This window comes from Gardnerella sp. CCPDSM (genome assembly GCF_056754715.1).
In genome coordinates, this window is sequence record NZ_JBQEQO010000080.1 from 1 (window position 1) to 423 (window position 423).

Sequence of the window (423 nt, forward strand, 5' to 3'; positions counted from 1 at the left end):
TGCTTGAACAACCTTCGCAATAGTTTGGAAGCTGGGATTGCCGTCTCGTCTTAAGCTTTTGTAAAGGCTTTCCCTTCCAACCTCGGCTTTTTGAGCAATTTCTTTCATTCTTCGAGCTTTTGCAATATCGCCTATAGCAGCTTGCAACAAGCGAGGATCATTGAGTTCTGCTGCTGCATTGAGATATGCAATAATATCATCATCGTTCTCAAGATACTCACTCGCATCCCATTTACTTATATTTACCATTTCTTCTCCTCAATTAACTGTGCAAGGAGTATCTTTGCTTGTTTAATATCTTTACTTTGACTACTTTTATCTCCACCAGCGAGTAACAGCATTAGTTTTGAGCCTTTTTGCGCAAAATACACACGATATCCTGGTCCAAAAGTGAAACGCAGTTCACCAATATCATTGCAATAT

Annotated in this window: 2 protein-coding genes; both read right to left on the reverse strand. The window is 39.5% G+C overall.

What is annotated here, in order from left to right; translation table 11 throughout:
• Positions 1–249, reverse strand: a 249-nt coding sequence (locus ACTJLE_RS06625; RefSeq protein WP_473417295.1) for an addiction module antidote protein, incomplete at its 3' end; no start/stop codon positions are given.
• The coding region (locus ACTJLE_RS06630) for a type II toxin-antitoxin system RelE/ParE family toxin (RefSeq protein WP_481267923.1) at positions 243–423 on the reverse strand (181 nt) is incomplete at its 5' end. The genes ACTJLE_RS06630 and ACTJLE_RS06625, both read right to left, overlap by 7 nt.